At 73.0% G+C, this 25,097-nt stretch carries 22 protein-coding genes and 1 tRNA gene; 11 read left to right on the top strand and 12 right to left on the bottom strand.

The window, feature by feature from the left end:
- The first annotated feature begins 45 nt into the window (after nucleotides 1-45).
- A complete protein-coding gene (locus WMF27_RS12090) occupies nucleotides 46-1,089 on the top strand; it encodes a sensor histidine kinase (RefSeq protein ID WP_437768713.1) in 1,044 nt (347 codons plus the stop codon).
- Between the two features lie 49 nt (nucleotides 1,090-1,138).
- Nucleotides 1,139-1,843 carry a response regulator transcription factor gene (locus tag WMF27_RS12085; protein WP_437768714.1) on the top strand — a complete coding sequence of 235 codons (705 nt, stop codon included), beginning with the start codon at nucleotides 1,139-1,141 and terminating at the stop codon, nucleotides 1,841-1,843.
- A gap of 224 nt (nucleotides 1,844-2,067) precedes the next feature.
- Here the strand turns inward: WMF27_RS12085 and WMF27_RS12080 are convergent, their stop codons facing one another.
- Complete coding sequence (locus WMF27_RS12080; protein WP_437299476.1) at nucleotides 2,068-2,508, bottom strand: hypothetical protein; 441 nt, start codon at nucleotides 2,506-2,508, stop codon at nucleotides 2,068-2,070.
- Nucleotides 2,509-2,637: 129 nt separating this feature from the next.
- On the bottom strand, nucleotides 2,638-3,105 hold the full coding sequence (locus tag WMF27_RS12075; RefSeq protein WP_437768715.1) for a DUF3293 domain-containing protein: 468 nt from the start codon (nucleotides 3,103-3,105) through the stop codon (nucleotides 2,638-2,640).
- Nucleotides 3,106-3,390: 285 nt separating this feature from the next.
- Between WMF27_RS12075 and WMF27_RS12070 the strand changes: the two genes are divergently transcribed.
- The 7 genes from WMF27_RS12070 to WMF27_RS12040 all read left to right on the top strand — a co-directional run bounded on the left by WMF27_RS12070 (nucleotide 3,391) and on the right by WMF27_RS12040 (nucleotide 11,432).
- On the top strand, nucleotides 3,391-4,470 hold the full coding sequence (locus WMF27_RS12070) for an ABC transporter ATP-binding protein (RefSeq protein WP_437768716.1): 1,080 nt from the start codon (nucleotides 3,391-3,393) through the stop codon (nucleotides 4,468-4,470).
- Nucleotides 4,467-5,213, top strand: coding sequence for an ABC transporter permease (locus WMF27_RS12065; RefSeq protein ID WP_437768717.1), 747 nt, complete (start codon nucleotides 4,467-4,469; stop codon nucleotides 5,211-5,213). Before WMF27_RS12070 ends, WMF27_RS12065 begins: the two co-directional genes overlap by 4 nt.
- The gene (locus WMF27_RS12060; protein WP_437768718.1) at nucleotides 5,213-6,892 is read left to right on the top strand and encodes a GldG family protein; all 1,680 of its coding nucleotides are present in this window, start codon (nucleotides 5,213-5,215) and stop codon (nucleotides 6,890-6,892) included. The genes WMF27_RS12065 and WMF27_RS12060 overlap by 1 nt, the downstream gene beginning before the upstream one ends.
- Nucleotides 6,892-9,231, top strand: coding sequence for a DUF4340 domain-containing protein (locus WMF27_RS12055; protein ID WP_437769862.1), 2,340 nt, complete (start codon nucleotides 6,892-6,894; stop codon nucleotides 9,229-9,231). Before WMF27_RS12060 ends, WMF27_RS12055 begins: the two co-directional genes overlap by 1 nt.
- Nucleotides 9,232-9,301: 70 nt before the next feature.
- On the top strand, nucleotides 9,302-10,216 hold the full coding sequence (locus WMF27_RS12050) for an SH3 domain-containing protein (protein ID WP_437768719.1): 915 nt from the start codon (nucleotides 9,302-9,304) through the stop codon (nucleotides 10,214-10,216).
- A gap of 112 nt (nucleotides 10,217-10,328) precedes the next feature.
- Nucleotides 10,329-10,898, top strand: coding sequence for a hypothetical protein (locus WMF27_RS12045; RefSeq protein WP_437768720.1), 570 nt, complete (start codon nucleotides 10,329-10,331; stop codon nucleotides 10,896-10,898).
- A gap of 189 nt (nucleotides 10,899-11,087) precedes the next feature.
- Nucleotides 11,088-11,432, top strand: a complete 345-nt coding sequence (locus tag WMF27_RS12040; protein WP_437768721.1) for a hypothetical protein — start codon at nucleotides 11,088-11,090, stop codon at nucleotides 11,430-11,432.
- Nucleotides 11,433-11,533: 101 nt separating this feature from the next.
- Here the strand turns inward: WMF27_RS12040 and WMF27_RS12035 are convergent, their stop codons facing one another.
- The 10 genes from WMF27_RS12035 to WMF27_RS11990 form a co-directional block, all read right to left on the bottom strand.
- Complete coding sequence (locus WMF27_RS12035; protein ID WP_437299468.1) at nucleotides 11,534-12,019, bottom strand: response regulator; 486 nt, start codon at nucleotides 12,017-12,019, stop codon at nucleotides 11,534-11,536.
- A 335-nt stretch (nucleotides 12,020-12,354) separates the two neighbouring features.
- A tRNA-Phe gene (locus tag WMF27_RS12030) sits at nucleotides 12,355-12,427 on the bottom strand.
- An 85-nt stretch (nucleotides 12,428-12,512) separates the two neighbouring features.
- On the bottom strand, nucleotides 12,513-13,415 hold the full coding sequence (locus WMF27_RS12025; protein WP_437768722.1) for a hypothetical protein: 903 nt from the start codon (nucleotides 13,413-13,415) through the stop codon (nucleotides 12,513-12,515).
- Nucleotides 13,412-15,439 carry a M1 family metallopeptidase gene (locus WMF27_RS12020; RefSeq protein WP_437768723.1) on the bottom strand — a complete coding sequence of 676 codons (2,028 nt, stop codon included), beginning with the start codon at nucleotides 15,437-15,439 and terminating at the stop codon, nucleotides 13,412-13,414. The genes WMF27_RS12025 and WMF27_RS12020 overlap by 4 nt, the downstream gene beginning before the upstream one ends.
- A 106-nt stretch (nucleotides 15,440-15,545) precedes the next feature.
- Nucleotides 15,546-16,880, bottom strand: coding sequence for a hypothetical protein (locus WMF27_RS12015; protein WP_437768724.1), 1,335 nt, complete (start codon nucleotides 16,878-16,880; stop codon nucleotides 15,546-15,548).
- A 34-nt stretch (nucleotides 16,881-16,914) separates the two neighbouring features.
- Nucleotides 16,915-18,744 (bottom strand): molecular chaperone DnaK, encoded by a 1,830-nt coding sequence (gene dnaK / locus WMF27_RS12010; RefSeq protein WP_272103249.1) that lies wholly within the window; start codon nucleotides 18,742-18,744, stop codon nucleotides 16,915-16,917.
- A gap of 160 nt (nucleotides 18,745-18,904) precedes the next feature.
- Nucleotides 18,905-20,758: a DnaJ domain-containing protein gene (locus WMF27_RS12005; RefSeq protein ID WP_437768725.1), complete on the bottom strand. Its 1,854-nt coding sequence runs from the start codon at nucleotides 20,756-20,758 to the stop codon at nucleotides 18,905-18,907.
- Between the two features lie 84 nt (nucleotides 20,759-20,842).
- Nucleotides 20,843-21,445, bottom strand: coding sequence for a hypothetical protein (locus WMF27_RS12000; protein WP_437768726.1), 603 nt, complete (start codon nucleotides 21,443-21,445; stop codon nucleotides 20,843-20,845).
- Nucleotides 21,445-22,305, bottom strand: coding sequence for a hypothetical protein (locus tag WMF27_RS11995; protein ID WP_437768727.1), 861 nt, complete (start codon nucleotides 22,303-22,305; stop codon nucleotides 21,445-21,447). Before WMF27_RS11995 ends, WMF27_RS12000 begins: the two co-directional genes overlap by 1 nt.
- Complete coding sequence (locus WMF27_RS11990) at nucleotides 22,302-22,919, bottom strand: RNA polymerase sigma factor (protein WP_437944151.1); 618 nt, start codon at nucleotides 22,917-22,919, stop codon at nucleotides 22,302-22,304. The genes WMF27_RS11995 and WMF27_RS11990 overlap by 4 nt, the downstream gene beginning before the upstream one ends.
- A 376-nt stretch (nucleotides 22,920-23,295) precedes the next feature.
- Between WMF27_RS11990 and WMF27_RS11985 the strand changes: the two genes are divergently transcribed.
- Nucleotides 23,296-24,291, top strand: a complete 996-nt coding sequence (locus WMF27_RS11985; RefSeq protein WP_437768729.1) for a rhomboid family intramembrane serine protease — start codon at nucleotides 23,296-23,298, stop codon at nucleotides 24,289-24,291.
- A 93-nt stretch (nucleotides 24,292-24,384) separates the two neighbouring features.
- Nucleotides 24,385-25,086: a PA14 domain-containing protein gene (locus WMF27_RS11980; protein WP_437768730.1), complete on the top strand. Its 702-nt coding sequence runs from the start codon at nucleotides 24,385-24,387 to the stop codon at nucleotides 25,084-25,086.
- The last annotated feature ends 11 nt before the right edge of the window (nucleotides 25,087-25,097 follow it).

The following is a 25,097-nucleotide window of genomic DNA, read 5'->3' as shown; positions in this document are numbered from 1 at the left end:
TCGCGGGCGCTCGCCGGCGGCGCGGGGCCCCACTAAGCTGCCGGCATGCGGACCCCGAGGCGCGACCTCACCACGCTCGGCTACCGGCGGATCATCCAGCTCCTCGTCTACCTGGTCATCATCCCCGGCGTGCTCCTGTCGGGCGTCGGCTTCCTCCTGCTCGTCCTCGGCGAGGCCCAGTACAACCTCATCATGGGGATCATCGTCCTCACGTTCTGCGGGACGCTCGCGACCGGGGTCATCCTCGTGTGGGTCTTCCTCCGGCGCGAGCGCAACCTGTCCGAGCTCCAGGCCGATTTCGTGTCCAAGGTCTCGCACGAGCTGCGCACCCCGCTCACGTCGATCCGGATGTTCACCGAGACCCTCACGCTCCGGCGCGGCGACACGATCAGCGAGGATCGCTGCATCGAGGCGCTCACCAAGGAGAGCGCCCGCCTCCAGCAGCTCATCGATCGGCTGCTCGACTGGGGGCGGATGGAGAGCGGCCGGCGCGTCTACGAGCTCTCGGAGCACCACCTCGGGGAGATCGCCGACGAGGCGATCCACGCCTTCGAGCCGACGCGCGAGAAGCGGAGCGTCGACCTCGACGTCTCCATCGACGCGAACCTCCCGCCCGTGCTCTGCGATCGCAGCGCGCTCGTCGACGCGATCGTGAACCTCCTCTCGAACGCCTACAAGTACGGCGGCCAGCCGAGGAAGATCAGCGTCTCCGCCCACGTCCTCAACCGGTCGGCGCTGCTCACGGTCCGCGACAACGGCAAGGGCATCGCCCGCGCGGAGCACAAGCGGATCTTCGAGAAGTTCTACCGGGTCGACGATCTCCTGGCCCGGCAGCAGGAGGGCTCGGGGCTCGGGCTGTCGATCGTCAAGCATGTCATCCGGGCGCACAGCGGCAAGATCCTCGTCGACAGCGAGCCCGGGAAGGGCAGCACGTTCACCCTCGTGCTCCCGCTCCGGAGCCCGCCCAAGGCGAGCGCCGCCGAGCGACGCGCTGCGGACGTCGCGCACGCCGCGCGCGCCGCGCCGGCGATCGCCGCGGCGCACAAAGACGCGTCGGATCACGGCGCCGACGCGAGCGCGCCGCCGTAGCGCGGCCGCCGCCGGTCAGGACATGGACATGCTAGAGGACCTCCCCAGGATGACCCGAACCCCTCAGACACCGGCGCGGACCGTCCTGCTCGTCGAGGACGACCCCAGCATCGCGATGGGTCTCGAGATGAACCTGGCCGCCGAGGGCTACCGCGTCGTCGTGGCCGAGGACGGCGAGCTCGGGCTCGCGCTCGCCCGCGGCGGCGGGATCGATCTCATCATCATCGACGTCATGCTCCCCCGGCTGAACGGCTTCGAGCTGCTCCGCATGCTCCGGAACGAGCGGCGCACGCTGCCGGCGATCATGCTGTCCGCGCGCGGCGCCGAGATGGACAAGGTCATGGGCCTCGAGCTCGGCGCCGAGGACTACATCACGAAGCCGTTCAGCCTGGCCGAGCTGCTCGCGCGCGTGAAGGCCGTGCTCCGGCGCGACGCGATCGCGCGCGCCGACGGGGCGCAGCTGCGCGCCGGCGACATCGTGATCAACGCGGCGACGCGCGAGGTCCGCCGCGGCGACGCGCTGATCGAGCTCACGGCGACCGAGTTCGACGTGCTGCTCTGCCTCGCCGAGGCGGGCGGCAGGGTCCTGTCGAGGGAGCAGATCCAGGCCAAGGTCTGGGGCCCGACGCACCACGGGACGCCGCGCACCATCGACAATTTCATCCTCCAGCTCCGCAACAAGCTGGAAGAGAACGCGACGACGCCGCGCCACCTGCTGACGGTGCGCGGCGTCGGCTATCGCTTCGTCCCCTAGAGCGACGGTCACCCGCTTCGGATACGGGCCCACCTCGACGTTTTCGGTGCTCAGCGCACCGGAGTGCGCTTCCGCGCCGAAAACGCCGATCTGGGCCCGTCTCCTGTGCGGGAGACCGTCTCTCTGTTCGGCATGTGGGCGGAAACCGCTGTAAGGCCGCGCTGCGGGCGGGGCGGGCCGAGCCCGCGGCGATCGGAGGGCGAGCGCTCCGGGGGCGCGCCCCGTCAGGGCGCCTGACAGAACTTGTTGATGTTGTCGACGAGGGGATCTTCCTGCTTGATCGCCTTCTCGATCGACGCCTGGGCGGCGTTGCTCTTCTCCGCGTCGTTGGCGTCCGCCGCGGTCGCGAGATCGCGCGCCGCCTTGGCCACGTCCTTCGCCATGGCCTGGTACTCGCCCGAGAACTTCTGCAGCTCCGGGGTGGTCAGCTTCACCTGCGCCGCGTCGGCCGCCACCTTGTCCATCGCGTCGGCCATCGCCTTCAGCTCGCTCGACCCGCCCTGGTCGGTGCCGGCCTTGGTGCCTTTCTCGATGCTCTGAACGCCCTTGTTGATGACCTCGATGAGCGCGTTGCACTCCGAGACCTTGTTCTGGCCGCAGCCGCCAGCGCCGGCGACGAGCCCGAGCGCTGCGACGAGCGCTGCGAGGGTGACCTGGGTGCGCATTCTGCTGTGTCTCCTCATGTGGTGAGCGAGGCCGGTCCGCCCATCCCTAAACGCCAAGGCATGAACCCACATTTTGCGGGTACGTTTCAACATGGAATCGGCGCTCGGCGTCCACGGCCGCCGCGTGGGTCAGGACCGCACCCGCCAGTTCCCCTGGAAAGTTCGGCCGATGTCGTCGGCTGTCGGATCGGTGATGATGAGCTCCGGCCGGCCGCCTTGCGCGAACACGATCGTGTTCTGCCGGAAGACGCGGCCGAAGGCGATCGCCTCGTCCCGGTCCATGCCGTGGACGAGCCACGCCGGCTCGCGCCAGATGCCCTCCGGCTCCGCCTCGGAGCCGACGCACGGCTCCACCCGGTAACAGCCGAGGATCAGGAGATCGCGGAGGACGTGGTGGCGCTGATCGTTGACCCGGCGGGGGATGAGCATCGAGCGCGGGTTGTAGGCGGTGAGCACCGCGAACTTGCGGGTCAGGAGCTCGGGGAGCCCGGCCTGATCCTGGACGATCTCGCCGTCCAGCGAGACGCGCAGCGTCCCCGCCGGGGAGGGGAACTCGTAGATGGTCGAGAAATACGACCGGAGGAGCGTCTGATCCATCGTGCAGCGGTGGGTGTGAGGGGGCCGCGGCGCTCGGCGCACCGGGTGCGTCGCCTTGCAGAGGGGCCCGTGGCGTGAGCGCCCGGGCCGCCGGGCGCGACGGCGCAGGGTTACCAGAGACGCGCGGCTCTGGCTACTCGCCGGCGCCGCTCGTCGCCAGACCACCCCGCCAGACCGGCGCGCGCTTCCCCTGCCCCGCCCGGTGCGCTAAGCGTTCCGCGCGATCGACCGGCCTGCCCGCGCGCACCGCGCCGGCGGCCCTGACCCCCTGCGCCCGATGCCACGATGATCGAGGTCGAGCACCTCTCCAAGTCCTACGGCCCCCACCAGGCGGTGAGCGACCTCTCGTTCCAGGTGAGCCAGGGGGAGATCGTCGGGTTCCTCGGGCCGAACGGCGCGGGCAAGAGCACGACCCTCCGCATCCTCGCGGGGTTCCTCGGCGCGACGTCCGGCCGGGTGCGGATCGCCGGCCACGACATCGCGGAGGAGCCGATGCGCGCGCGGGCCTCGCTCGGGTACATGCCCGAGACCTCGCCGCTCTACCCGGAGATGCGCGTCTCGGAGTACCTCGCGTTCCGCGCCGAGCTGAAGCTCGTGCCGCGGCGCGCGCGCGGCGAGGCCGTCGCGCGCGCCCTCCGCGACGCGCGCGTCGAGGACGTCGCGAGCGTGCTGATCGGCCATCTCTCGAAGGGCTACCGCCAGCGGGTCGGCCTCGCGGACGCGCTCGTCGGCGACCCGCCGCTGCTCATCCTGGACGAGCCGACGGCGGGCCTCGATCCGAACCAGATCCGCGAGGTGCGCGCGCTCGTGCGCCGGCTCGGCCCGGGCCGCACGGTGCTCCTCTCGACGCACATCCTCTCCGAGGTCGAGGCCACGTGCACGCGGGCGCTCGTGATCGCCCGCGGGCGGCTCGTGGCGGAGGGCTCGATCGACGAGATCCGCGCGATGCGCCGGTCGTCCGGCGCGCGCGTCGTCGTGCGCGGGGCGGCGGACGCGGCGCTCGCGGTGGCGCGCGGCGCGGCGCAGGTCCGCTCGGCCGAGGCGGAGGACGCCGGCGGAGCGGCGCGGCTCACGGTCGAGTTCGACGCCGGCGCCGACGCGGGCGAGGCCGCCGAGCGCCTCGTCGCCGCGCTGGTCGCAGCGGGCCTCGGGGTGCGCGAGCTCGTCCCCTGGGCCCCTTCGCTGGAGCAGGTCTTCTCCGAGCTGACCGCGGCCGACGACGCCGGCGCGCGGGGCGGCGCCGGAGAGCCGGCCGAGCCCGGGGCGGAGGGCGCCGAGGCGCCTCGGCCGGCAACCGGGGACCGGAAGAAGAAGGGCAGCGCGGCCCGGCGGGGCGAAGGCGGCGCGGTGAAGGAGCGGCGGTGAGGGGCTTCTGGCCGATCTTCAAGCGGGAGCTCTTCTCGCTCTTCGTGACGCCGCTCGCGTGGGTGCTGATCACCACGTTCCTGCTGGTGCAGGGCGTGCATTTCTTCCTGATCGCGACGCAGTTCGCCGGCGAGGTGGAGCTCTCCGCCGACACGGGCCCGGTGCAGGTCTTCTTCGGCCAGACGATCCTGATCTACCTGCCGCTGCTCTTCGTCTGCCCGCTGCTCACGATGCGGCTCTTCGCGGAGGAGCGCAGGAGCGGCACCATCGAGGCGCTCCTCACGGCGCCGGTCGGCTCCGCTGGCGTGGTGCTGGCGAAGTACGCCGCGGCCCTCGTGACGTACGTCGCGATGTGGGCGCCGACGCTGCTCTACGTCGTCCTCATCGGCAGGACCGGCGAGCTCGACTGGCGGGTCGTGGGGGCGAGCTACCTCGCCGTCTTCGCGGTCGGCGCCGGCTACCTCGCGATCGGGACGATGACCAGCGCGCTCACGAAGAGCCAGCTCATGGCCGCGGTGCTCAGCACGATGGCGGTGATGGGCATGTTCATCCTCGGCATCGGCGAGTTCATCTTCCCGGACGGCCCGGCCCACGACCTCTGCGCCTACGTCTCGGTGTGGACGCAGATGAACGATTTCTCCCGCGGGATCGTCGATCTGCGCCGCCTCGTGTTCGACGGGACGGTGGTCGCGCTGCCGCTGTTCGTGACCGTGCGCGCGGTGGACGCGTGGAGGTGGGGCTGATGTCCGGAGAGCGGCCCGCGCAAGCCGGGGCTCCGCGGCCGGGCACCTCGCTCGGCGAGAAGCTCTCGACGAGCGTCGGGATCATCGCGGCGATGGTGCTCGCGGTGCTGGTCAACCTGCTCGTCGCCCGCCACTACAGGCGCTGGGACTGGACGCAGGGCGGCCTGTACACGCTGAGCGACGCGACCGTCTCGACGCTGCGCTCGATCGAGGAGCCGATCCGCGTCTACGTCCTGCTCTCGGAGGGCGACCCCCTGACGCTCTCGGTGCGGCACCTGCTCGACGCGTACCGGGCCGAGAGCCCGCGGATCGAGGTCCAGGTGACCGACCCCGACCGGCGCCCGGCGGAGTTCCTGGCGGTGCAGCAGCGCTACGGCGTCGTCGCGGGCAAGACGGACGACGGTCGCATCGTCACGGACGCGGCGATCATCGTCGCGCGCGGCGATCGGCCCCATTTCCTGACGGCGAGCGACCTGGTCGAGGTCGAGGACGAGGACGACCTGCGATCGCGCCCGCGGCTCGAGCAGGCGCTCACCGGCGCGCTCCGGAGCGTCCTGCGCAGCGAGCGGCCGCTGATCTGCTTCGCGGCCGGGCACGGGGAGAAGTCGATCCAGGCCGGCGGCGCCGGCGGGCTCGCGGCGCTCAAGGACCGGCTCAACAAGAACAACTACGAGGTCGTGGAGCTCGGCGGCGGCCGCGGCGCCGACGGCCACGACGACGAGGAGGAGGCGTTCGCCGCGCCGGCGGAGCCCGCGCCGGAGGTCGATCTCGACCGCTGCAGGGTGCTCGTCCTCGCCGGGCCGAGCCGGCCGGTGCCGGCCAGCGAGGTGGCCCGCTACCGCGCGTTCATCGAGAAGGGCGGCAGCGCGCTGATCGCGCTCGGGCCCGTGCCGGACGAGCGCGATCAGCGGTATGTCGACCTCGGTCTCTCGGGCCTGCTCGCCGTGGCGGGGGTCGAGCTCCGCTCGGACTTCGTGTTCGAGCTCGACCCGAAGCTCCGGTCGACGCAGGGCTTCGGCGAGACCTTCGCGCCGATCGTCAGGCCGCACCCGATCACCGAAGGGCTCATCAAGGCGGCCGATCTCGGGCTCGGCCCGGTGCTCACGGTGGCGAGCTCGCTCGCGCCCACGGCGAGCGGGCCGGTGGTCCCGGCGCCCCTGCTCGTGACGAGCGACCAGGCCTTCGGCATGGTCGATTTCTTCGGATGGGCGCGAGATCCGTCCGAGCCGAAGCCGCGCGACGGCGATCACCCGGGTCCGCTCACGATCGCCTGCGCCTCGGAGCTGCCGAAACCCGCGGGGTCCAGCGCCGCGCACGGGCCGCGCGTCGTGGTGGTCGGCTCGCCCGGCGTGCTCTACGGCGCGAACTGGCAGAGCCCCGAGCTCCGCGGGACGGCCGTGCTCGTCGAGAGCGCGCTGTCCTGGCTCGCGGCGAGCCCGCCCATGCTCGACATCCCGGACAAGCCGGCGTTCACGGCGGGCCTGCGGATCAGCGAGGACTCGCTCGCCGGGATCTTCCGCTACGTCATCGTGTACATGCCGCTCGCCGCGGCCCTCCTCGGCCTCGCCGTGTACCTGGCGCGGCGCGGCTCCGAGCGCCGCCCCGGTGACAAGGGGGGCCCCGGCGCGCCGGCCGGACGCGGCGCGGCGGCCGAGGCCGAGCGCGAAGGATCGCCGTGATGCGGCCGCTGCGCCGGCACGCGACGACGCTGCTCCTGGTCGCGCTCGCGGCCGCGGCGGCCGTCGCGCTGCTCGTCCTCGACCGGGGCTCGGTGTCCACCGGCGAGGCCGAGCGCCGCAAGAAGCACCTGATCGAGGCGTGGCGGCCCGACGAGATCACCGAGCTCACCGTGACGATGGCCTCGCCCGGCGCGCCGCGGACCGCGCGGCTCACCCGCGGCGAGGTCGACGACGCCGGCCAGCGCCCCTGGAACGTCGAGATCGACGGGCAGCGCACCCCGGCCGACGAGCCCACGGTCGACCAGCTCCTCGGCACGCTGGAGTTCGCGACCGCGGAGCGGCGCGTCTCCGCGGAGGCGAGCGACCCGGCCGCTCTCGGCCTGGCCTCGCCCAGGCTCTCGATCGCGCTCGCGATGGGCCCGCGCCGCGAGCGCCTGCTGCTCGGCGGCGGCGCCCCGACGCCGCCCGGCGCGGTCTACGCCGAGGTCGCGGGCCGAGGCATCTTCGTCATCACGAAGCAGCTCGCCTCGGCCCTCGACGTGGCGCCGGATCGCTTCCGCTCGCGGAGCTTCGTCCCCTACGTCGCCGCGGAGCTCTCGGGCCTCACGCTCGACGGCGACGGCGGATCGCGGCGGTTCTCGCGCGCCCCCTGGGGCGGCGGCCGCGGGGCCGGCTTCCGCTTCGCGGAGGGCTCGCCCGAGGGCAGCGGCGTCCGGGTCAGCGCGCCGGCGCTCGATCTCGTGCTCTCGGCGCTCGGCCGCATGCAGGCCGACGCGTTCCTCTCCGAGGAGGAAGCGCGGCAGGCCGCGTCCTCCGGCGGCCCCCGGGTCACGCTGACGCTGGAGCCGAGCGATCCCACGGCGAAGCGCGGCGTGATCGACGTGGGCGGCGCCTGCCCGGGCCGGCCCGATCACGTCGTCGCGGTGCGGCGCGAGCCCGCGCGCGCGGCCGCCTGCGTGCCCGCGAGCGTGCTCGATCCGCTCACCGAGGAGGCGTCGCGCTTCGTCGATCTCGCGCTCGTCGCCGCGCCGCTCGACGAGGTCGCCGAGGTGAAGCTCGCCGCCGGCGAGCGTTCGCTGGAGCTCGCGCGCGCCGGCAGCGAGTGGCACCTGCGGGCCCCGCAGGACCGGCCTGTCCCGACGGAGACGGGCCGCGCCCTGGTCCAGGCGCTCCTCGACGTCCGCGCCACGCGCCTCCTGCCCGCGGCGAGCGATCTCGCGGCGCTCGGCCTCGCCTCGCCTCGGGCCACCCTCCGCGTCGTCTCGACGCCGCCGGGCGCGGTCGCCGAGGGCGAGCCGCAGGAGCGGATCGAGACGCTCGAGATCGGCGCCGAGCAGGCCGGCGTGGTGCACGTCCGGCGCCTCGAGGACGGCGCGATCGCCGAGATCCCGGCCCTGGCCGCCGGCGCGCTCCTCCCATCCGAGGCGTCGCTGCGCTCCATGAAGGTGTTCGATTTCACCCCCGATCGGGTCAGCGCGCTGCGGATCGAGCATCTCGGCCTGGTCCAGCGGCTCCGCCGGACGGGCGAGGGCGCCTGGCGGCTCGTCGAGCCGACCGGCGAGGGCCTCGCGGCCGACAGCGGGCTGGCGGACGAGCTCGCCGAGCGGCTCGCCGGCCTCCAGGCCGAGCGCTGGTTCGCCGAGGATGCTGGCCAGAGCCACGGGCTCGGCGCGCCCCGGCTCGTGGTCGAGGCCGAGCTCGACCCCGCGCCGGCGCCCGGCGGTGGAGGCACCGGCGCGGCGACGCGCGCGGCCCGGGTGGCGCTCGGCGCGCGCGCCGGCGCGGGCTCCTTCGCGCGCGCCGGGGACGGCGCTGCGGTGTTCGTCGCGCCGCCGGCGCTGGAGGCCGCGGCCGGTCGCCTGCTGCTCCGCCGCGATGTCTTCCTCGTCCCGCCTGACGAGATCGCGCGGGTGACGCTGGCCCCTCGGGGCGCGAAGCCGGTCGTGATCGAGCGCTCGCCGGAGGGCTTCACGATCGCGGGAGCGGCCGATCGGGCGAGCGCCGCCGCGCTGGCCGCGAGCGTCCGGGACGCGCTGGCCGATCTTCGGGCCGAGGGCGCCGTCGCGCTGGGCGAGCCGGAGCGGCGCCATGGCCTCAGCCCGCCGCGCCTCCGGGTCACCGTCGAGCTTTCCCGACCGCAGGCCGCCCCGGCGGAGGACAGCGACGCGGTCCCGCCGCGGGCGCCGGTGGGGTCGTTCACGATCGCGATCGGCGCGGGCGACGCCTTCCGCGGCACGAACGTCGCCTACGCCCGGCGCGACGGCGTGCGCGCGGTCTACGCCATCGCGCAGTCCCGGGTGCGACCGCTCCTCGAGGCGGCGGGCATCGCGGGTGACTGAGCGGTCCGCGGCCCGATCGAACGGACTATTTCGTTCTGATGGCTCACCTGTGCTAGGCGACGTGCTGGACATGGCGAAGGCGGACATGGCGAAGAGGCAGCGCCCGCTGACGGTCGACATCCCCCGTCCCGGCGATGAGCAGCCGGTCTGGTCGCGGGTCGGGGTGATCGCGCTGGTGGGGTTTGTCGTCGGCGTCGCGTGGCCCAAGCTCGCCGGCGTCCGCGTCGGCCCGACCGTGCCTTCCGACGTCAAGGCGACGGCCGAGGCCACGGCGGCGCCGGCGTCCCCTCCCCCCGCGGCGGCGGCGCCCGGGACTGCGGAGCCCGAGGGCAAGCCTCCCGAGGCCGCCGCGAAGAACCAGCAGCAGGTCGTGGTCGGCCCCGGCAGGATCACGCGCTGCTCCGACAAGAAGAACAAGAAGGTCGAGGACTGCGGACAGCTCCAGTTCGATCCGATCGCCCTGCCCCGGCTGAAGGAGCTCGCCCAGTGTCCGGCGGCGCTCGGCGTGGACGGCAAGCTCCCGATCGGCTTCGAGCTCAACTTCGAGAAGAAGGAGGTCCAGGTCGTCAAGGGGAAGAAGACGAGCCTGCCGGCCGCGACGGTCAGCGGCATTCTCCAGTGCGCAGCGCGGGCTTTCTCGAACGTGTCCCTCGAGGAAGTCCCGTACAAGTACCGCCGGTACTCCCTGGTTTACACTGCCACCTTCTATCCCCCCGGCGCGCAGGCCGACGCCGCCAAGGCAGAGGCCGGCGGCGGCGAACAGGAGCAGGCCGCCGGCACGACCACGAGCGAGACCGCCGTGAGCGGCCTGGCCACGGTGAGCTGGGATACTGCGCTCGTCCGCGGCGCGCCCAAGGAGGGCGATGTGGTGATGCGGCTGGTGCGTGGCACTCGGGTCAAGCTCGTTGGCCGGCAGAACGATTGGTACAAGATCGACCACCGCGGCAAGACGGGGTGGATGTACCGCGGCGCCATCGGCCTGTGACCGGGGGCCGCGAGCGTCGGCCTGATTGGAGACACGCAGGCGGCTTCAGGCGCGGATTCCAGGGCCGCGCCCGAGCGAGGGCGCGTCGGTTCGCGTAGAATGGTCGGGGCCGATGACGCGCAAGCTTTCGCTCCCCGTGCTCCACCTGGCCCGCGCCGACCGCGCGACGGGGCCTGCGTCGGCCACGCCCACGGTGGACGCGGTGCGTGAGCGCCTCGGCGGGCGCGCGTCGACCGAGCCCGGCGTGGGCGAGCTGGTCCTGCTGACCACCGCCGCGGGCAAGGCGCTCCCCGGCGTGGTCCTGTACCGGGGTGGCGCCACCGTCGATGTGTGGATTGACACCACAGCGGCATCGTCCACCCCGGACGAAGCGCGAGGCCTGGGCCTCGCGAGCGCTGTGCCCCGCCGGGGCGTGGTTCACCGAGCGCGACCTGCCGACCTCGCGCCGTTGCGCGTGGCTGCGCCGGAGTCGCTCCTCGCCATCGCGGCCGACGCGCGCGTCTTCGCGGCCCTGAGCGAGGGCCAGCGCATCCGGCTTCAAGACGGCGGCGATCTCGCCGAAGGCACGCTGGTGGAGAAGTGCCGCTTCGGCGGCCTGGTGCGGCGCGACGACGGCACCCTGCTCGGCGTCGGCTTCCGCCGGCTCTGGCCAGCGCAGGCCGATGGTGCCGCGAGGAACTGAACGGAACTGAACGGAACTGAACGAAACCGCGCGGGAGTCGAACAGAACGAAGCGAGGGAGGGCGGCTCCGGAAATACCTGCGTGAGAAGGGGCCCGTGGCCAACACTGCTTGTACCCCCTCCGCGGACGCGATAGACAGGCCACAACATCATAGCTCGCGCGACGCGCGACCAGGTCGGAGGTACAACGTTGAAGCTCGCTTGCTCGTTCACGGTCGTCCTCGCGCTCGCCATGCTTCCGGGCTGCGGGCCCTCCATCTCGGGTCTGTGCGAGGACAGGTGCGATTGCACCGGAGACTGCAGCCCGGACGACGAAGAAGACTGCGTGGACAACCTCGAAGACGCCGAGCGTGAGGCGGCTTCGCAGGGCTGTGAGGAGCAGTTCGACGAGGCCCTCTCCTGCGTGGATGACGAGTTCGCGTGCCGCAGCGGCGCGGTCGACGTCGACGGGTGCCGCGAACAGGTCGACAACCTGAGCGGCTGCGCCGATCTGGCGACCGGGCTCAAGTTCTGGGCCGCCTTCAATCTTAACTGAGGGTTGACCGCGTGACGGGCGCCGGGCGCCTGTGTGCGTGGAGGCTCGGCTCCCGGATCCCGGCCTCTGGCGCCCCGCGCGCGCCGAGAGGGCGAGATCGCTCATTCGCCTAGGTGGGTGCGGACCTTCGTGAGCAGCGTATTGCTGTCGAAAGGCTTGATGAGATAGTCGGTACACCCGTTCGCGAAGCCGATCTTGATGCTCGTCTGATCGCTCCTCGTCGTCATCATGATGATCGGCACGGTCTTCGTCGCATCGAACGCGCGGAGCCACCTGCAGGCCTGGAAGCCGTCCATCGCCGGCATGACGACGTCCATCAGGATGAGATCGGGGCGCTCCGAAATCGCCTTCGCGATGGCCTCCTTGCCGTTGCGCGCGATGACGATGTCGTAGTCGTCCACGCCGAGCGTCAGCTGCTGTGACAGCAGCGAAGTCAGCGAGTCGTCGACGACGAGGATCTTCTTCTTTCGAGCGGTCTCGCTGGGCTGGCTACTTGGCGCGGACGGCCGGCTCCGCGGCGCCGAGTCGGAAGCGGAGGCCGTTTCCGGAGAGCTCTTTCGCGAGGAGTCGACACGACGATCGGCCATGAGGGAGCCTCCATGAGGAGGCGCCGTTCCCTGGGGCGCCTCCGGAGTGTTCAGGTTGCAACGAGTGATCCCCCCGTCACCTTATCAGGATCGCTACCGCACCGGAACCAAGTTCCACTGTCACCCGATGTGGCCAAACCCGCGAAAGTACTCCTGAACAGACCGCTGCGCGCTCCCCCGCAGCGAGCTGCCGAGGCCAGCTGGCGAGAGGAGGAGTTGCCCGCAACCCTGCGAACCCACGACAAGCGGCTGCGCCGTACGGAACGGCTGCTCACGCTGGCGTGTGAGGACGGTACGGCGGCGCTTGCTCGCCGGTCTAGGCAAGAGAACGGTAGTGCCCAGGGACGGAATCGAACCGCCCACACGAGGATTTTCAATCCTCTGCTCTACCAACTGAGCTACCTGGGCTTGCTGCGGGCCCCGCGCTTACGCCGGAAGCGTCGGTCACGGGCGGGCTACGATACGCCGATGTAGCTGAATGTCAAGGAATTCTTCAGGGCGCGGAGCGATCGAGCAGGCGGAAGGCGGCCGCGAGCCACGAGGCGCGCAGGTAGGCCGCGGCGGCGAACGCCGCGAGCTGCGCGGCGAGCGCGGCCGCGACGCGCGGGCCGGTGCTGACCCCGGCGAGGTGCATGACCCACGCCCCGCCGGCGAGCGCGACGACCGCGAGGGCGCCCCGGGACGCACAGGCCCAGACGGCCGCGAGCGGAGCGACACGCAGCGCGTCGAGCCCTCTGGAGACGGCGGTGTAGAAGCCCCGCTGCTCGCCGACCACGGCGACCCGCGCGAGATCATGGAGCAGGGCGATGGCCGCGACCGGCACCAGCGCGACAACGGCGACGGCGATCGCCGCAAGGTCGCGGCCGCGCGGCAGGATCGGGAGCTCCGCGCAGAGCTTCGTCCCGGGGAGCAGGACGAGCGCCGCAGCGGCGACCTGCGCCGCGAGCGCGAGGCCCCAGAGCAGCGCGAGCGGGCCCAGGGCGCGCGCCGCGCGGCCTCCCAGGTCCTGCGCGGAGAGCGGTCCCTTCCGGCTCAGCGCGGCGAGGAGCACCGCGAGCGGGAGCAGCCCGAGCGCGGCGGCCAGCAGGGTGCCCAGGCCGAGCTGCGTGGCGAGGGCAGCGGCGGCGTGCGCCGAGAGACGCGCGAGCTCGCTGAGCATCAGGCCGCCGGGATCGAAGAGGATCGCGTCGCCGCGCGGGTACTCGCCGACGACCTGGGCCACGAAGACGGACAGCGGCGCCGCGACCACGAGCGAGGCGAGCGCCCGGTAGCCGAAGTACAGCGCGACCGCGGCTGGCCGCTCGTGCGCGGCGGGGCGCCCCGCGCGCCCTGGCCCGGCCACCGCGGCCCCCTGCGAGCCCGGATCGCTCGCGCCCCGCTCCGACGGCGCGCTCATGGCCCGAGGAGCGTGAGCGCGAGCCCCACGGCGAAGCTCGCGCGCGAGAGCACGCCGGGCGCGAGGAGGTCGGGGCGCGATCGGCGCGCGTTGTTCGCGAGGTCCTCGTCGAGCAGCACCCGGTGGTCGGGGTCGATCACCACCGCGACGAGCGGAGAGGCGCCGGCGTAAGGGATCGCGGCGGTGCTCTCGCGCGCATCCCACCGCGCCCGCTGCACGCTCCCGTCCTCGCCGTGCAGCGCGACGTCGACGGGGAGCACGAGCGAGCCGCGGCGCCGCACGACGGCGCGGCCGCGGTAGCCCGCCGCCTCGATCCCGGCCTCGCCCGGCGCAGGCGCCGCGCCGTCCGCGGGCCATGCGTCGAACGCCTCGACGGTGTAGTCGACCCACGCGCGCTCGAAGAACCCGGCTCGGAGCGCCTCGGCCGCCTCGTCGCCCACACTATGACGCACAGCGTCAAGAAGCGCCTCGGGGCCGGGGTGCCGGAACCGGTTCTCGCGCGCGTAGCGGCCGACGGCTCGCCGCACGAGGTCCTCGCCGTACACGCCGGCGAGGGTCGCGAGGAGCACCGCGGGCCTCCCGTACACGAGCCCGAGGTAGTCCTTTCCGTCGACGAAGCCCGCGGCCGGCTGGGCGACGGCGCCGTTGTGGCCCGACCTGAGCGCGTCGGCGCGGTACTGCGCGCGGAGGTCGATCTCGAGCCCGAGCAGGCGCGCCCATGAGCCGTCGCCGTAGCGCGCGCGCAGCGCGTCCGCTTCCGCGTAGGTGGTGAGGCCCTCGTCGAGGAACGGGTAGCGGTGCTCGTTCGTCGCGACGAGGCCGTAGAACCACTGGTGCGCGAGCTCGTGCACCGTGACCGCCTCGACGTAGCGCACGCCCACGGCGGGCCAGAGCCAGCCGCCGCCGGTCGTGATGAGCGTCGGGTACTCCATGCCGCCCGCCTCCTCGGCGCCCTCCGGCGGGTGCACGATCGTGAGCGTGCCGTACGGGTAGCGGCCGAACGCCGCGCCGAAGCGCTCGAGGCCGAACCGGACCAGGTCGATCTCCAGCGCCGCCTCGCGCTCGCTCCCTTCGGGGAAGAGGCACCGGATCGCGACGCCGTCGCCGGTCGTGGCGCGCAGCTCGCGGAAGCGGTCCCACGCGGCGAAGGCGAAGTCGTGCACGTCCTCCTGCACGAACCGGCGGATCGCTCGCCCGTCGGCCCGCCGCTCCTCCGCGAGCCGGCCGGTCGCCCCGACCGCGAAGCGCTCCGGGACGTCGACCGTCACGTCGTACGCCCCGAAGTCGGCGTAGAACTCCGAGAGCCGGTGGTAAGGGAAGTGCGCCCAGCGCCCGTCGGGCTCGAGGCGCGCGATCTTCGGGAACCACTGCCCCACCATGTGGAAGCTCCCGTGGTGACCCGTCCTGAGCGCGAGCGACGGGAGGTCCGCGTCCCACGCGAGATCGATCGTGATCGCCTCGCCCGGCGCTACGGCCCGCGGCAGCTCCACCCGGATGTCGGTCTCGTCGTCGGGATCGCCGGGCGTCGTGGGCTTCCCGCGGGGCCAGACGTCCGCGCCTTCCATCTCGCGAACCGCGAAGCGGGTCACCTGGATATGACCGTAATCATACAGCATTTCGCTACCGCGAAAGCCGTCTACGGACGAGCGGAGGAACACGGTGCGCGGGTCCTTGAAGGCGTTCAGGTAGAGGTGGACGAACAGCTCGCGCTGCGGCTCGCGCGACGCGTTCCGCCAGACCAGCGTGCCCTCGCCGTGCATCGTGTGCTGCGCCGGATCGAGGCTCGCGCGCAGCGTGTAGCTCGCGATCGGATCGGCGTGGGCCGCGAGCTCGGCGTCCGGCGGAGGCGCGGGCGCCGGAGCTGCCAGCGCCGGCGCGGCGCTCGCGCCGGAGGGAGCGGCCGGCGACCGCGGCGCCGGAGCGTCGGGCTCGATCGGCTGGACCGTCGACAGGAGCGACGCGCCCATGCGGCCGGCGAGCAGCGCGAGGAGGAGACCGACAGCGGCCTGGAGAGCCGTGCGCACCGGTGCAACCTAGCGAGCTTGCGGCATCGCGGAAAGGCGAGTCTGGGGACGCGGCGGTCCGCTCGGAACGATGACGCGACGCCGCGACGTCAGGCGAGGCCGGCGCCTAGGCGCTGCAGACGATCCCCTCCTGCACGAGCTCGTACAGGAGCCGCAGGGCCTCGAGCGACTGCATGCCCGACACGTCGAGGATCTCGTCGATCGAGCTGTAGCCGTCGATGCACGAGAGCAGGAAGCCCGCGCGGTGATCGAGGTTCAGCGAGCGGAGCTGATCCGGCGACACCGCGAGCCGCAACACCCGCGAGCCGTCTCCGAGGCGCGACTGGTACATCTGCCGGAGCGTCTCGACGCAGCTGTCCGCGTACTGCCGCGCCATCCAGTCCTTCGGGTTCTCCTCGAGCAGGCCCTCCGCGAGGATGAGCGCGCCGCCGAAATCGCCCTGATCGAACCGGTGCTGCATCTGCTCCCGGGGCCCCTGGGCGCTCAGGTGGGGCTCGGTCGCGCGTGAATGAACCCCCGTGTCGACCTTCGCGACGGCCGCAGGCGCGCGCTCGGTCTCGGATCGGCGCGGAGCGCGCGCCGCGCCCTGCGCCTCGCCCGAGACCCTGTACGAGGTCGAACCGGCGAGCGCCCCCGTCCCGCCGCGGAACGCGGGCTCGTCGTCCTCCACAAGCAGGCCGTAACGGAGCGTGCCGGGCGGCGGCGTGATCGGCGGCTCGTCCACCGGAGGGCCCGGCTCCTCGAACCCGAGATCGAGGCGGAAATCGATGCCCAGCGGCCCGCCGTCGTCCGGACGAGGGACGCGCCCCTTCGCCGCCGGGGGGATGTGGACGTCCCGCGCATCGACCGGCGGGCCACCGAAGACGTCGATCTCGCCAAAGCTGCGCGGGTACGACTGGCTCGGATCGCGCAGGAGATCGTCGTCGAGCTCCGATCCGAAGTCGCGCTCGGCGTCGAGCGATCCGAACCCCATCCGCCCGCCGGGCCGCGACGGGACCCCGGGCTCGTCGCACTCCAGGCCGAGCCTCGCGGTCTCTCGGCCGAGAGCGCCGTGTTTGCCCGAGAACGAGGAGCCGGGCGGCGGCTCCCAGGGGATCGTCCTGCGCGGCGGCGGGGCGGGCGGATACCCCTCCGGCGGAAAGGCCTCCGGAGGGCGCGGCCGCTGGGCGGTGATCTCGGAGCTCGAGTGAGGGCGGCGGGTCATCATCTTTGCCACGTAGTCGCTGACCGGGATCGGCGGCGGGAGCGTGCTCTTGCCCTCGCCGTCCGGCTGCAGAGGCATGCCGGCGGGCGGGGTTTCCATGCGGGGTGAGCCCTTCTCCTCGCGGGCGAGCGCGGCGAGCGCGAGGAGCTCCTTCGAGGCGACCGGTTGGGTGTCCTCGAGCTCGTCCACCTCGTCGAGCCCCCAGGAGGAGTCCAGGGTCTTGGAGTCAGGCGGCACCGACCGCATCGTCTTCCCTCATCGCGGCCACCCCTCACCCCTGTGGCCTGGCTACGACACCCTTGAACATCCGGTGGGTGCGCGAGAGCGCCTCCATCTGCTCCTTGACCGCGGCAGCGTCGCGCCGGCCGATGGCCTGACGCGAGCGGTCCACGATCCCGCGCGCCTTGCCGATGGCGTCGCGGCCGAAGTCGCTGGACGCCACGATCTGCTCGACCTGCGGGAACATCCGCTCGATCTCGGCGATGAGCTTCTCGGCCTCCTGCCGGACGCCCTCGAACTGGTCGCTCGCGCGGCGATCGACGAGGTACTCCTTCGCCGCCTCCATCATCTCGCCGACCTCCTCCTTCGTGAGGCCGCTCGACGCGGTGACCTGGATCGACTGCTGCTGGCCCGTCTCCAGATCCTTCGCGCTCACCGAGACGATGCCGTCGCTGTTGATCTCGAACGTGACCTCGATCTCGACCTGCCCCTTCGGCGCGCGGCGCAGGCCGGTGAGGATGAACTCGCCGAGCAGCTCGTTGTCCGTCGCCTTCTGGTGCTCGCCTTGCATGACCAGGATCTTCACGGCGGTCTGGTTGTCGCGGCTCGTCGTGAAGATCTTCGACCGGCTCGTGGGCACCGTGGTGTTCTGCGGGATGAGCTCCTCGAAGTTCGACCCGAACGTCATGATGCCGAGCGCGTGCGGCGTGACGTCGAGCAGGATCATCTGCTTCGTCTCGTCCACGAGCGCGGCGCCCTGCACCGCCGCGCCGAGCGCGACCACCTCGTCGGGGTGCACCCCCTTGCACGGCTCCCGCTCGAAGAAGTCGCGGACGGCCTCCTGCACCCTCGGCATGCGCGTCATGCCGCCGACGAGCACGACGTCCTCGATCTCGTCGCGGTCGAGCCGCGCGTCCTCGAGCGTCTGGCTGCAGATCTCGATGCACCGCTCGACGAGGTCCTCGCACAGCTCCTGCAGCGTGGCCCGCGAGAGCGTCCGCTGGAGGTGCAGCGCCTCGTTCCGCGCGCTCGAGATGATGAACGGCAGGTTGATCTCGGTCTCCAGGACGCTGGACAGCTCGCACTTCGCCTTCTCGGCCGCGTCCTTGAGCCGCTGGAGCGCCATCCGGTCCTGCCGCAGGTCGACGTCGTGCTGCTCCTTGAAGCCCTGCACCAGCCAGTCGATGACGCGCGCGTCGAAGTCCTCGCCGCCGAGGAACGTGTCCCCCGCCGTGGCGATGACCTTGAAGACCCCGCCCGCGCCGATCTCGAGCACGGAGATGTCGAACGTGCCGCCGCCGAGGTCGAAGACGGCGATCGTCTTCTCGACGTTCTTGCCGAACCCGTACGCGAGCGCCGCCGCCGTCGGCTCGTTGACGATGCGGATGACGTCGAGCCCCGCGATCTGGCCCGCGTCCTTCGTCGCCTGCCGCTGGTTGTCGTTGAAGTAGGCGGGGACCGTGATGACCGCCTTCGAGACCGGCTCGTTGAGGTAGTCCTCGGCGAACAGCTTCATCTCCTGGAGGACCATCGCGCTGATCTCGGGGACCGAGTACGTCTTGTCGCGCAGCTGGATGCGGACGTCGCCGTGCGGCCCCTCGACGATCTTGTACGAGGCGGTCAGGATCGCGTTCTTCACCTGCGGGGACGACCACTTCCGGCCGATCAGCCGCTTCGCGGCGTAGACCGTGTTCTCGGCGTTGGTGATCGCCTGCCGCTTCGCGATGTGCCCGCAGAGCCGCTTGCCGGCCTCGGTGATCGCCACCATGGACGGCGTCGTCTTGTACCCACCGCGATTCGGGATGACGGTCGGGACGCCCTCCTCGACGATGGCAACGCACGAGTTCGTGGTGCCAAGGTCAATGCCGATGACACGCTCCATCGATGCCGCTGCTCCTCTTGTGATCTTCGGCCCGAACGGCCGCTGAGGCCACGATGCTAGACCGTTTCGCGGAGCCGAGCGGGCCAATCGTGCGCCGGCCATGCGGAAGGCGCCGCCCCGGGCCTGTCCGAGGCCGGCGCGCCTTCTGTAAGGGCCGGCGCTAGACTTGCTTCCCCTGCTGTTTGGCCTGCTCGCGCGCCTGCGCGACGAGACCGCGCAGCCTACCATCGTTCCCTGCGAGCTCGGCGGCGCGTTCGAGCTCGGCGGCCGCGCTCTTCGCGAACCCCGCGGCCGCGTACGACAGCGCGAGCGTGATCCTGTACTCCACGGAGGCGGGCGCGAGCTCCACCGCTCGCCGCGCAAACTCCACCGCCCGCCGCGAGCTCTCCCCGGCCTGGAGCGTCGCGTACGCGACCCGCTCGTGCGCGCCGGCGTCGTCCGGGCGGCCGTTGCACACCTTCACATAGCTCAGCGCCGCCTCGACCCAGCGGCCGTTGTGTGCCTCGTACTCGGCCTGCTTGAGGTACCCCTCCGCCAGCGCCACCGCCGCGAGGCGCTCCACCTCGGCCGACGCCCTCTGGAGCTCGGCGTCCTCCGGGGCCAGCGAAGCGGCGATCCGGTAGGCGTTGGCCGCGCTCGCAAACTCGCTCCGCTCGAGCGCGGCCCGAGCCACGTCGGAGTACCGCGCGATCTGGCTCCGGAGCGCCTCGTTGCGGGCGCTCTCGTAACGCGCCTTGAGCGCCTCGACCGCCCGTATCGACTCCGGCGAACGCACGCCGGAAGGGGTCTTCGGCGGCGCCGCAGGGGCGCCTGCCGAGGCAGCCGGCGCGACGGCCGTTCCAGGCGCAGCGGCCGGCGCAGCCGGCGCGACGGCCACCCGAGGCGCCGCGGCCGGCGCAGCCGGCGCGGCGGCCGCCCGAGGCGCAGCGGTCGCCGCGGCCGGCGCTGAAGCCGCCCCGGACGCAGCGGCCGCCGACGCAGAGGGCGCCCCCGGCGGAGCGCGCCTCAAGCCTCCGGTGAGCTTGCGCGCGAACGTCTCACGCCGGTCCTTGGCGGTGGGAGCAGGCGCGACAGGCGAGGCCGGCGCTGCGCTCCGCGCCGGCGCGCCTCCGTTGTCGGGTAAGCCTCGTCCTGCGGGAGGCTGCGCCGGCGACGGCTGAACCGGCGCGGCGGCGCCGGAGAACACAGCGGACGCGCCCTGCTCTGCGGGCGCGCGCTCGGAGGAATAACGCCCGGGCGACGCGCCCATGTCGCGCGGATCGGCGAACGCGGCGCGCACCGTGGCGTCGACGGCGGTCGTTATCGTGGCGATGTCGCGCGGCGTCTGCTCGATCAGCGCCGCCATCGTCCGGTTCTTGTGGGTCTGCTCGAGGTACGCGTCGTACTCGGCGCGCCGCTGCTTCGACGTCAGCGTGTCGTGCGCCAGCGTGATGCGCGTGAAGATGGCCTCGATCTTCTGCTTGTAGGAGCCGAGCTGCTTCCGGAAGTAGGTGTCCGGATGGAACTCCGGCGCGAGCTGGTAGTAGGCGCTCTTGATCTGCTTCTTGTCCGCCTGATCCGCGACGCCGAGCAGCGCGTAATAGCTGAGATCCTCGAGGCGGTAGTAGAGGTCGAGGATCCGCCGCTTCCGGTCGGAGGCGAGCTCGACCGGCTCGTCGAGCTCGGCGGGATCGTAGAGCGGCAGGGACTCCATCTGCTGCAGCGCGCCCCGGCCGAGCGGGGCGGCCTCGGACCCGGACGGCATCGTCTTCTCCGGATCCACCGCGGCTGCGCGCCGCGCGGCGTCCCGCGGCGGAGGCTGTCCGGAGGGCTCCCCGTCCAGGAGGATCGCGCCGAGATCGCGCAAGCGGCGCAGCGCCTCGACGGTATCGCCGTGCGACATTCCCGTGATCAAGGACAGATCCCGATCCGTCAGGACGCCGTCGATGCGGGACAGGAGGAACGCCTCCGCGGGGTTCAGCGGGAGCGACTTGAGATCGTACCCGGGCTTCGGCCTTGGAACACGGAACGTCATCGGGTCGAGCGGCGGCCCCCTCCCGCTCGAGTCTAACGACGAACACGCGCCCGTCGCAATTGCAGACCACGGCGAGCGCGCCCTTCAGCGCGGCTTTTCCCCGGGGCCCGTCAGGGCCTCGGTGATCACCCGGTCCTGGATCGAGATCGCCCGCTCCAGCAGCCCGACCGCCCGCGCGCGGGCCTGCGTCGCCGCCTCGCGATCCCCCTTCGCTTCGAGCGCCTTCGCGCGGCGCTCCTCGACCACGCCCGCGACCTCGTAGAGGTGGCCTTGATAATGAGAAGGCGCCGGCGCCAGCCCGAGGCCCGCGTCGATGTCGCGCGCCGCGGCGTCGAACTCGCCGGCCTCGCTCCGGAGCTCCGCCAGCCGGGCGTACGTGTCCGCCGTCACCTCGGCGACCTCCGGCGGCGCCCCCGGCGGCCTCGGCGCGGCGATGATCCCCTCCAGGGCGCGGAGCGCAGCGGCGCGATCGCCCGCGCCGAGCGCGACGTCGGCGGCATGGTGCGCCGCGCGCGCCCTCGAGAGGAAGGCGAGGAGCGTGGGATCGACGACCTGGGCCGGGGCGCACGCGCACGCCGGATCGCCCGGGCCCCCGGCAGCGCGCGCCCGCTCGTCGCCCGGGGCGCACCCGAAATGCGCCGCCGCGACGAGCCCCAGGCAGACGGCGACGAGGCGCGAGCCCCGCATCAGCGCACCCCCCACGCCGCGTAGCGGTTCTGGCGCAGATCGGACGCGCGCGCGGCGGCGATGCGATCGATCCGCTCCGTCTGACCGCCCTCCCGCGGAAAGGGCGCGGCCGGATCGAAGAGCGCGGCCGTCGAGCGCGCCTCGATCAGCAGGGGCCGCGCGGCGAGCGCCGCGGCAGGAGCAGCGGCCTCCGTCGCGGGCGCGCGCGCGACGGAGGCGCGCTCCTCCCTGATCTGGCCGACGATCAGCGCCACGGCCGCCGCGGCCGCGGCGAGGGTCGAGAGCGCCGCCATCGTCACCGGCGCGATGCGCCGGGGGCCGCGCGCGGGCGAGGCGCGGAAGGCCTGGTCGATGAGCGCGCGCCCCGGGAGCTCCGGGAGCGCCGCCGGACGCCACGCGGACCGGAGCGCGACAGCGAGCTCCGCGAGATCGTCGCGCGCGTCGGGCGAGCCGAGCGCCCCCTCGCCACCGGAGCCGCCGCCCCGCCCCGGCCCGCCGCCGGAAGCGGCGCGGGGCTCCAGCGCCTCCCGCAGGCGCTCGGCGGCGCGCAGCTCGGCCTTGGTGGGCGGCGCGCCCTCGTCGCCGAGCGCGCGCGCGAGCAGCGCCTCGTGGTCCGCCCTGTCGAGCCCGGCGGGGCGGGCCGCCGCCCTGAGGGCGTCCGCGAGCGGGACCTCGCCGCGCTCGAGCGCCTCCGCGAGCGCGCGCGCCGCGCCCAGCTCGTCGTCGGACGCAGGCGCGACGGGCTCCACGCCGGGCACGACGAGCGCGAGCCGCCGGCCGCGGTCCGCGCCGGCGCGGCGCTCCGGGGGCCCGTCGCCGGTCGTCGGCGAGCGCGGATCCGAGGGCAGCCGCGGCTTCATCGCGCTCCTTCCTTGCGCTCCGCGCGCGGCGCGGCGAGCGCCTTCTTCAGCGCGGTCATGGCGCGGTGCAGGACGACATCGAACGTCGCCACGCTGACCCCGAGCGCGAGGGCCACCTCGTCGCGGGGCCGCTCGTCGAGCACCCGGAGCCGGATCGCCTCGGCGTAACGGGGGTTGAGGCGCCCGAGCGCGTCCTCGACGCGCGCCCGCGCGTCGGCGAGATCTCGCTTCTCGCAGAGCTCGGCCTCTCCACGCGCGGTGAGGTCGGTCTCCGCGGCGTCGATCTCGCGCTGAAGATCCTCGGGCCCGAAGAGCGCCTCGCGGCGGCGCGCGCGGAGCATGTCGAGCGCGATGCGCAGGGCGATGACGCGGAGCCAGGGATAGATGCCGCAGCTCTGCCACTGGAACTGGTAGAACCGCTCGATCACGCGCGCGTACGTCTCGGCCAGAGCGTCCTGCGCGGCCGCGTCGGAGCCGAGGCGGGGCAACAGCACCGCGCGGTAGAGCGCCGGCCCGTACTTGCGGAGCAGCTGCCCGAGCGCGAGGCGATCGCCCTGCGCCGCGCGCTCGCACAGCAGGCGCTCCGCCTCGAGATCGGGCCTCGCTGCTGCCACCGCCGTCACAGCGGCGACGATACCCGGACGCAGAACGGAGCGCACCGGTGTCCACCTCGCGCCCCTCTCGGGCCGGCGCGCCCCGCGGTCCAGAAGCGCCTGCGCGCCGCCTGCGCGCCCCCCGTGAGGAGGGCGCGCGCCCCCCGCGAGGAGGGCGCGCGGCGGCTCGCCAGCGACAGGCGGAACCGAGCGCGGGAGGGCCACGGCATTCACCCCTCGACAACGGCCCAAACCCGTGGACCTTACGGCCAGGAGCCGCCACATTGTGCCGGCCTCCACGCCGAGCGTCCGGCGTGAAAGGAGCCCAGGTGACCCTCGATACAGCGTTCATGTCCCCCCCACACCCCGGCGCCGGGCAGCGCTTCGGGGCCGCCCTGTGACGGCGGGGCCGTCCGGAGAACGGAGGCGCTCGCTGCACTGCGCGCGCTGCGGCGCCCTCAACGGCGGCGACTTCAGCCGCTGCATCCGCTGCGGCGCGCCGCTCCTCGCGCCTCCTGCCCACGCCGCGCCCACCAGGGGACGCCTCGACGGGCGAAGCCTGCTCGCGACCAAGATCCTGGGCGGGCTCACGGCGTTCGTGTTCGTCGGCCAGCTGATGACCGCGCACTCCCGCGATCTCGGCCTCCTCTCGGCGTGGGACACGTCGAGCTACCTCCGCTTCGGCGCGCTCCTCCTCGCGCCCGGCGTGCCCTTCGAGCCGTTCCGGCTGCTCTCCGCGGTCTTCGTCCACATGGGCGTCCTCCACTTCGGCATGAACATGGTGACGCTCGGCATGCTCGCCCGCGCCGCCGAGCCCGCCGTCGGCTCGGCGCGGTTCGCGATCGCGTACGTGCTCACGGGCCTGTTCGGCTTCTGCGCGAGCGCCGCATGGAACCTCTTCGTGCAGCCCGAGGTCGTGTGCACCGCGGGCGCGAGCGGCGCCGTGTTCGGCGTGATGGGCCTCCTGCTCGGCTGGCTGCTCCGCCGCCGCGACCCGCGATGGAAGGACCTCGCGCTCCAGGCCGTGTTCTACATCGTCCTCTTCGGCTTCGTCGTGAACGCGTCGAGCACGGGCATCCGCATCAACAACGCCGCGCACATCGGGGGCCTCGTGAGCGGCGCGCTGCTCGGGCTGAGCTACGCGGGCCCCGCGCGGGGCCGGTACGAGGGCGTGATGAACGCCGGCGCGCTCGCCAGCGTGCTCGCCTGCCTCGCCGCGCTCGCGCTCGCCCAGCGCTCGCCGGTCTGGCGCGCCGTGGAATCGCTCGACGGGAACGCGCGGCAGGAGGCGCCCGGGCCCGTGCTGCACGGCCAGCCCAAGGGGCCTCCCGAGGAGGCGCTCGGCCCTCGACCTGCGGGCTCGCTCGTGCCGGGGGCTCCTGACGCGACGTGACGCTGATTGCGGCGCACGGCTCGAACGTCTAAGCGCCATCCTCGCATTCACGTGGGGGCGGGCCGATCCGTCCGTTCCCTCTCAGGAGACGTCATGGTCCGAACCTCGTCGCACATCGCCTCGTGCGTGCTTGCCGCGTCTCTCCTCAGCGGCTGCCATGTCACCATCCAGAGCGGCAACACCCCGGCAGAGGCCTCGCCGCCGCCCCCGCCGCCCGCAAAGAAGGCCTCCCGGTCGCGCAAGCCGGCCAAGCCCGACCCGGAGCCCGAGCGGCGCAGGACCCCGAAGTGGCGCCTGCCCACGAACAACGCGCCGCGCATCACCGCCCCGAACGCGTTCGGCAACGGGGAGGGCGGCGCCTTCCGGGGGCTCGCGTACGTGATCCCCGAGAACACCCAGAAGCTGCCGACCTTCGACGGGCTCGTGCCGTTCGCGGTGCTGTTCACGGACAAGTTCGAGGTGAAGTCGCAGGACTTCTCCGGCGGCTTCCCGGGCGCGCTCACGCAGAACGAGTGGTTCGCGATCCGGTTCGAGGGCGAGTTCAAGGCGCCCCAGGAAGGCGTGTTCCAGCTCAGGCTCACCTCGGACGACGGCGCGGTGCTCTACATCGACGACAAGCGCGTGGTCACGAACGACGGAGTCCACAGCGCGAAGACCGTGGACGGCGAGGCCCGCCTCACGGAGGGGACGCACCGGCTGCGGCTCGATTACTTCCAGGCGCAGCGGGGCCAGGTCGCGCTCACGCTCCAGATCGGCCAGAAGGACAAGTTCGAGCCGCTCGTCGGCCTCCGCTGACGGCGCGCCGC

It is taken from the genome of Sorangium sp. So ce281 (assembly GCF_051527395.1).
GTDB lineage: Bacteria > Myxococcota_A > Polyangia > Polyangiales > Polyangiaceae > Sorangium > Sorangium cellulosum_B.
The sequence above is the reverse complement of the archived record's forward strand: the minus strand, read 5'-3'. Positions and strand labels throughout refer to the sequence as shown.